Origin of the sequence: Steroidobacter sp., assembly GCF_016790065.1 — a bacterium.
GTDB lineage: Bacteria > Pseudomonadota > Gammaproteobacteria > Steroidobacterales > Steroidobacteraceae > Steroidobacter.
Map to the genome: position 1 here is coordinate 1 of NZ_JAEUPY010000182.1, position 6364 is coordinate 6364.

Here is a 6364-nt window from a genome sequence, read left to right on the forward strand (position 1 = left end):
AACCACTGATGCGAAGGATTGAAACGCCGCGTGTGGCCGACCATGCACACCAAGCCAGTCTGCTTCTGCAGGTTGGCCACGGCCTGCGCATCTTCCCAGCTATCCGCCAGCGGAATCTCAACCTGCACATGCTTGCCGGCCTTCATCGCAGCCAGTGCTTGCGACGCATGCATTTGCGTCGGCGTGCACAGAATCACGGCATCGACATCGGAACGGGCCAAGCTCTCGTCCAATTCCGTCGTCACGTGGCCGACGGCAAACTTCTTGGCAATTTCCTGGGTCTTGTCCAGTTCACGCCCCACCAGCGACGTCACTTGCACGCCGTCGATCTTCTGAATGCCTTCGAGGTGTTTGACGCCGAAAGCGCCGGCGCCGGCCAGCGCGACACGAATGGTGCTCATCAAGAATTCTCCAAAATCAAATGACCGACGGCCGTGTTGCTAGCCGGCACGTGGTAGAAACGGTGCGCAACGCGCGGCGGGTTGTTGCTCATGGCGCCGCGCGCGATCAGCCACATCACCAGCTCGATGCCCTCAGACCCGGCTTCGTGCACATATTCCATATGCGGTACATCAGCGAGCTTGTCGGGCTCGGCGATCAACCGATCCAGGAACTTGTTGTCCCACTCGCGATTGATCAAGCCGGCGCGCGGACCTTGCAACTGATGGCTCATGCCACCCGTGCCCCACACCTGCACTTTCAGCGGCTGATCGTATAAAGCAATCGCTTTACCAATCGCCCGACCCAGATTGAAACAACGGCGACCCGACGGCACAGGGTATTGCACGACGTTCACAGCGAATGGAATCACCGGGCACGGCCATGCAGACACCTGACCGCACATCAGCGACAACGGCACAGTGAGGCCGTGATCCACATCCATCTTGTTGATGACGGTGAGATCGAAATCGTCCTGAATCACCGAGTGCGCGATATGCGCGGCGAGTTCCGGATGACCTTTGACGACCGGCACCGGCCTCGGTCCCCAGCCCTCGTCTGCTGGGCGATACTCAGCCGCGCAACCGATGGCGAAAGTCGGAATGATGTCCAGACTGAATGCGGTGGCATGGTCGTTGTAGACCAGGAAAATCACATCGGGCGTGTTGTCCTTGAGCCAGGCCTTGGAGGGCTCGTAACCTGCGAACAACGGCTGCCAATAAGCATCGCCGCTCTTGCCCAGATCGAGCGCCGCGCCGATGGCCGGCACGTGCGATGTGTAAACACTGGCAGTGACCTTGGCCATGGTTCAATCCTTCCCAGGAGTTCGTAACGGACTGCCGACGGCACGCCCACCTTGTAACATCATCTTGGCGTACTCCTCTTGAGTCATGCCGGTCATGCTGGCCGCCATGAACTGGAAGCTCCTGCCGTCGGTGGCGCCGATCTTGGCCAGGAAGTAGATGTTGCCGCCCAGCTCGATACAACGATTCAAATCGCGCGCCATCACGGCCAACTTTTGATCCTCGCTCATTGGCCATTCGTCCAGATACGCGCGCTCGTTGGCTTTGAAACGTTCGCGGTTCTCGGCCTTCATCAGCGACATGCAGAACTGGTTGAGGTGATAGCCCTTGCGCGCCAGGTCGGCATCGAAAATGGTGGTGCCGGGAATGTCTTTGTACGGTTTATCCAAAGCCATATCAGCGACTCCAGTACAGAGCCAGGGGATTATCGACCAACAGCTTACGCTGCAGCTCGGACGTGCGCGCGATGCGCGGAATGAAATCCACCAGCTTGCCGTCGTCCGGCATGTGCGACTTCATGTTCGGGTGCGGCCAATCGGTGCCCCACAGCACGCGGTCCGGAAAAGTCTCGACCACGCGCCGGGCAAACGGCACCACATCCTCGTAAGCATCCGGCCCGCTCTTGGACAAACGCTCCGGGCAGCTCACCTTGGACCAGAAGTTGCCGTTCTCCGCCAGCAACTTGATGAACAAGTCGAACTCAGGACCGTCGACCGGCTTGGTCACATCGGGTCGACCCATGTGATCCACCACGACTGTCGTCGGCAGCGACGTGAAGAATTCGTACAGCTCGGGCAGTTCCTGAGCTTCGAAATAAATCACGATGTGCCAGCCCATCGGTTTGATGCGTTGGGCGATGGACAGCAGCACGTCGCGTGGCGTGGTGTCGACCAGGCGCTTTACAAAGTTGAAGCGAACACCGCGAACACCCGCGGCATGCAGTTCCTGCAGCTCCGCGTCCGTCACATCATGCTTCACCGTCGCAACACCGCGTGCACGGCCGTTGGACGCCTTCAGCGCATCCACCAGCGCTCGATTGTCGGCACCATGGCAAGTCGCCTGCACGATCACATTGCGCTCGAAGCCGAGATAATCACGCAGTTCCCATAGCTTTTCCTTGGGCGCGTCGCACGGCGTGTACTTGCGCTCCGGCGCGTAAGGAAACACATCGCCCGGGCCGAACACATGACAGTGTGCATCCACTGCGCCCGCCGGCGGACGGAAGGTCGGCTTGCTGGGCGACGGATGAAACACCAACCAATCACGATCCATCTGAAACGCTGCCATACGATATCGCCTATTGGCCTCGAGCTTTGAGGATTGCGTCCAGACGCGGGAACACCCGACGGGCATTGCCCTCGAAGATGCGCTGCTTGTCGGCCGCTGAGATGCTCAGCGCATCGATGTAACGCTTGGTGTCGTCGAAGTAGTTGCCGGTCTGCGGATCGATGCCACGCACCGCGCCGACCATTTCCGAGCCGAACAGGATGTTGTCGATATCGATGACCTTGACCAGCAAATCGATGCCGGGCTGGTGATACACGCAAGTGTCGAAGAACACGTTCTTCATCACGTGCTCAGGCAGTGGCGGTCGCTTCAGCATGTCCGCCAAGCCGCGATAGCGACCCCAGTGATACGGCACCGCGCCGCCGCCGTGAGGAATGATGAAGCGCAGGGCCGGAAAGTCCTTGAACAAGTTGCCTTCGATGAACTGCATGAACGCCGTGGTGTCGGCATTGATGTAGTGCGCACCAGTGGCGTGGAAATTGGGGTTACACGACGCCGACACATGAATCATGGCCGGTACGTCCAGCTCGACCATCTTCTCGTAGAACGGATACCAATGCTTGTCGGTCAACGGCGGCGCGGTCCAATGACCACCCGATGGATCGGGATTCAAGTTGCAGCCGATGAAACCCAGCTCGCGCACCGAGCGCTCCAACTCACGCACCGAATGCGAAATCGGCACGCCAGGCGATTGCGGCAGCTGGCACACACCGACGAAGTTTTCCGGGTACAGATCGACCACGCGTTTGATCAGATCGTTACAGGCACGGGTCCACGCCTGCGACACTTCTTCATCGCCCACGTGATGCGCCATGGCAGAAGCGCGCGGCGAGAAGACAGTGATGTCGGCTCCCCGCTCCTTCTGCAGCTTCAGCTGATTCTTTTCGATGGTCTCGCGAATCTCATCGTCGCTGATGCGCGTCGGCGTGGGCGTCGGCGCCAATGGATCCTTGAGCTTCGCCATCTGCTGATCGCGAAACTTCTGGTGAGCATCCGGGGCGGTCGTGTAATGACCGTGACAATCGATAATCAGCATTGGATTTTCTCCGCCTTGGCGCCGGCCAGCACTGCGTCGAGCATCGCGTCCAGTTCATCGATCGAGGCCGACTCGCGAAAGCCGGCAGCCCAATCCTGGCGCTGCACGCAGGCGGCACTCATATGAGGTTGCAGTCCCGCTTCGGTCACCGTCTGCGCGACTTCGCGCATCTCTTCGGCGCGACGACGGCCATGGATCAGCGAACGAGAGATCATGTAGCGAGCCAACGAACTCCAGTCGGCCGCGGGAAACAGATTCCGTAACGAATCGATCACCGTGGACTCGACGCCATAGTGACGAGCGGCCAGCAAGGACTCGGTCAGCAACGCCTCCATGCCCTTGATCATCACACTGCGACACATCTTCGCGGCCGAGGCCCGGCCAACTTCATCCGAGAACACCTGCGTTCCGGTGAAACCCAGCTGCTGACCCAACGGCTGGAAAGCCGCCGCATGTTTGCCACCCAGCAAGATGGGCGAAGCGGCCCGCTTCGGGAAGATGGGCGACATGATGGCCGCTTCGACGTAGCGCCCGCCAGCCGCGCCAATGAGTTCCGACGACTGCACTTTCACGCTGGGCGACACCGAGTTCACATCAAGGAAGAAGGCATCGCGTCGGATCGAGTCGACAACGGAACGCGCAGCAGCGACATCTTGCGCTGCTGTAACTGCACTCACGATCAGGTCGGCGTCGGTAACAGCTTCGCCAGCACTGCTCGCAGCGTGCACACCTGCTTTAGCAGCAGCGCGCGAGCAAGCGCTCTCGGGATCCTTGAACAACACATCGAAGGCGGTGAGCTGAGTCACTCCCGCTGCTTGGAAATCGGCGGCGAGCGTCTGCCCCACTTCGCCGAAACCCAGCAAACAAACTCGCTTGATACTGCTCACGTCCCGCTCCACACGCGACCAGGAACGAACACTTCGCCCTTCATCAACTTGCGAGCCGTGCGCAACAGCGCCGAGCGACGCACATCAACCTTGCCGTCCTCGACCGTGACGTCGATGTCGACGGTGAAGAACCCGGTCGGATGCTCGACTTCGATTCGCTGCTCACCCTGGTCGCCACTCAGCTTCGCCACCTCGGCCGCTACCGAGCCCGGCGTCACACATGCGGTCGCCACACTCACCGCGCCGAGAACGCCGATGGATTCATGCACTCGGTGAGGAATGAAGGTTCGCGTCGAGATCGCACCGCCCTGGCGAGGCGGCGACACCAGACACATTTTCGGCACCGTCTTCCTGGTGACGTCGCCCAGATTCATCTTGGGTCCGACCGCCAAACGAATGGCCTCGATGCGCGACTTCAGGTCTGCATTTTTCTCGAGCTGCTCCGGAGCCTCGTCGCCTCTCAGGCCGAAGTCCTCGGCGCGCAGCACCACGACAGGCATGCCGTTGTCGATACACGTAACGGACACACCGTTGATCTCATCGACGGCATTGCCAGTCGGCAGCAGCGAGCCACAGCTCGAGCCAGCGACGTCCAAAAACTCCAGCGGGATAGCCGCGGCGGTACCCGGCACACCGTCGATACGCGCGTTGCCTTCGTACTCGACCGCTCCATTCGGCGTAGGCACGTAAGCAACGGCGATGCTCGCGGTGTTCAGCATGTGAATGCGTACGGGCGTAACGTCGCCTGCGATAGGAACCAGCCCATTCTCGACCGCCCACGGACCGACACCCGCGAGGATGTTGCCGCAGTTCTGGCTATCGCTGACTTCGGCTTTGTCGACCACAACCTGCAGAAACAGATAGTCGACATCGGCGTGCGATACGGTCGATTTACGAATCACCGCGACCTTGCTGGTCAGCGGATGCGCGCCGCCGACACCGTCGATCTGTCGCACGTCGGGCGAGCCCATCGCAGCCAGCAATACGCGATCTCGCAGCTCTCGCTCCGCGGGCAGATCGGCCTCGTTGAAGTACAACCCCTTCGAGGTGCCACCGCGCATCAAGGTGCAAGGAATGGACTTGAGCATGGCGATCAGCTCAATGAGTCGACGTACTTCAGGCCTTTGTCGGCCAGGCGCTGGCGCATGTTGTAAACATCCAGGCCCAGCTCGCCGGCCTTCAGTCGGGCACGCACCACCGCTTCTTTCTTTTCACGCTCGATCGATTGCGCCAGCACGCTCGCAGCCTTCTCGCGAGGCACGACACACACGCCGTCGTCATCGGCGACGATCACGTCACCCGGATTGATCGCAGCACCTGCGCACACCACCGGCACGTTCACGCTACCCAATGTTTCTTTCACCGTGCCCTGAGCAGACACATAGCGCGACCAAACCGGAAAGCCGATCGCGGTGAGATCTTTAACGTCACGGACGCCAGCTTCGATGATCAAGCCACGCACGCCGCGAGCCATCAACGAGCAGGCCAACAGTTCGCCGAAATAGCCGGTGTCACAAGGCGATGTCGGCGAGACCACCAGAATGTCGCCCTCGGCACACTGCTCCACCGCGACATGAATCATCCAATTGTCGCCGGGCGGAATGCTCACCGTGACTGCGGGGCCAGCGATGCGCGCACCGGAATAAATGGGACGCATGAAAGCTGCCAGTAAACCCGTGCGGCCTTGCGCCTCGTGCACGGTTGCGACTCCGCACTCGGCCAGGCCGTCGATGGCGCTACGCTCGGCTCGCTGAATTTTCCGGACCACTACTGACATACGACCTCCATTGCTCCCCCATCGCCTATCGAGTGTGACGCCGGCCGCTTCAGGCGGCCAATTCAATTTGGCGTCGGGGCATTAGGCAACGCTATAGATAACCAACCCAGCCGCGGTTCACTCGGCCGGGCGCCGG

8 protein-coding genes are annotated in these 6364 nt (G+C 60.5%); all 8 read right to left on the reverse strand.

From position 1 onward, the window contains the following. On the reverse strand, positions 1–401 hold a 401-nt coding region (locus tag JNL55_RS08015; RefSeq protein WP_293851720.1), incomplete at its 3' end, for a Gfo/Idh/MocA family protein. After that, entirely contained in the window at positions 401–1243 is an 843-nt protein-coding gene (locus JNL55_RS08020) for a class III extradiol dioxygenase subunit beta (RefSeq protein WP_293851723.1), read from the reverse strand. The genes JNL55_RS08020 and JNL55_RS08015, both read right to left, overlap by 1 nt. A 3-nt stretch (positions 1244–1246) precedes the next feature. Then, positions 1247–1636 carry a protocatechuate 4,5-dioxygenase subunit alpha gene (gene ligA / locus JNL55_RS08025; protein ID WP_293851726.1) on the reverse strand — a complete coding sequence of 130 codons (390 nt, stop codon included), beginning with the start codon at positions 1634–1636 and terminating at the stop codon, positions 1247–1249. A gap of 1 nt (position 1637) precedes the next feature. Then, a complete protein-coding gene (locus JNL55_RS08030; RefSeq protein ID WP_293851729.1) occupies positions 1638–2528 on the reverse strand; it encodes an amidohydrolase family protein in 891 nt (296 codons plus the stop codon). Positions 2529–2538: 10 nt separating this feature from the next. Further along, positions 2539–3561 carry an amidohydrolase family protein gene (locus JNL55_RS08035; RefSeq protein WP_415923035.1) on the reverse strand — a complete coding sequence of 341 codons (1023 nt, stop codon included), beginning with the start codon at positions 3559–3561 and terminating at the stop codon, positions 2539–2541. Continuing rightward, positions 3558–4451 carry an NAD(P)-dependent oxidoreductase gene (locus tag JNL55_RS08040; protein WP_293851735.1) on the reverse strand — a complete coding sequence of 298 codons (894 nt, stop codon included), beginning with the start codon at positions 4449–4451 and terminating at the stop codon, positions 3558–3560. The genes JNL55_RS08035 and JNL55_RS08040 overlap by 4 nt, the downstream gene beginning before the upstream one ends. After that, on the reverse strand, positions 4448–5539 hold the full coding sequence (locus tag JNL55_RS08045; RefSeq protein WP_293851738.1) for a 4-oxalomesaconate tautomerase: 1092 nt from the start codon (positions 5537–5539) through the stop codon (positions 4448–4450). Before JNL55_RS08045 ends, JNL55_RS08040 begins: the two co-directional genes overlap by 4 nt. Positions 5540–5544: 5 nt before the next feature. Further along, on the reverse strand, positions 5545–6228 hold the full coding sequence (locus JNL55_RS08050) for a 4-carboxy-4-hydroxy-2-oxoadipate aldolase/oxaloacetate decarboxylase (RefSeq protein WP_293851741.1): 684 nt from the start codon (positions 6226–6228) through the stop codon (positions 5545–5547). Between the last annotated feature and the right edge of the window lie 136 nt (positions 6229–6364).

What these genes read in the sequence shown, in the direction of transcription:
- JNL55_RS08020 (WP_293851723.1), bottom strand. Translation starts at nt 1,243, where the DNA reads ATGGCCAAGGTCACTGCCAGTGTTTACACATCGCACGTGCCGGCCATC.
- ligA (WP_293851726.1), bottom strand. Translation starts at nt 1,636, where the DNA reads ATGGCTTTGGATAAACCGTACAAAGACATTCCCGGCACCACCATTTTC.
- JNL55_RS08030 (WP_293851729.1), bottom strand. Translation starts at nt 2,528, where the DNA reads ATGGCAGCGTTTCAGATGGATCGTGATTGGTTGGTGTTTCATCCGTCG.
- JNL55_RS08045 (WP_293851738.1), bottom strand. Translation starts at nt 5,539, where the DNA reads ATGCTCAAGTCCATTCCTTGCACCTTGATGCGCGGTGGCACCTCGAAG.
- JNL55_RS08050 (WP_293851741.1), bottom strand. Translation starts at nt 6,228, where the DNA reads ATGTCAGTAGTGGTCCGGAAAATTCAGCGAGCCGAGCGTAGCGCCATC.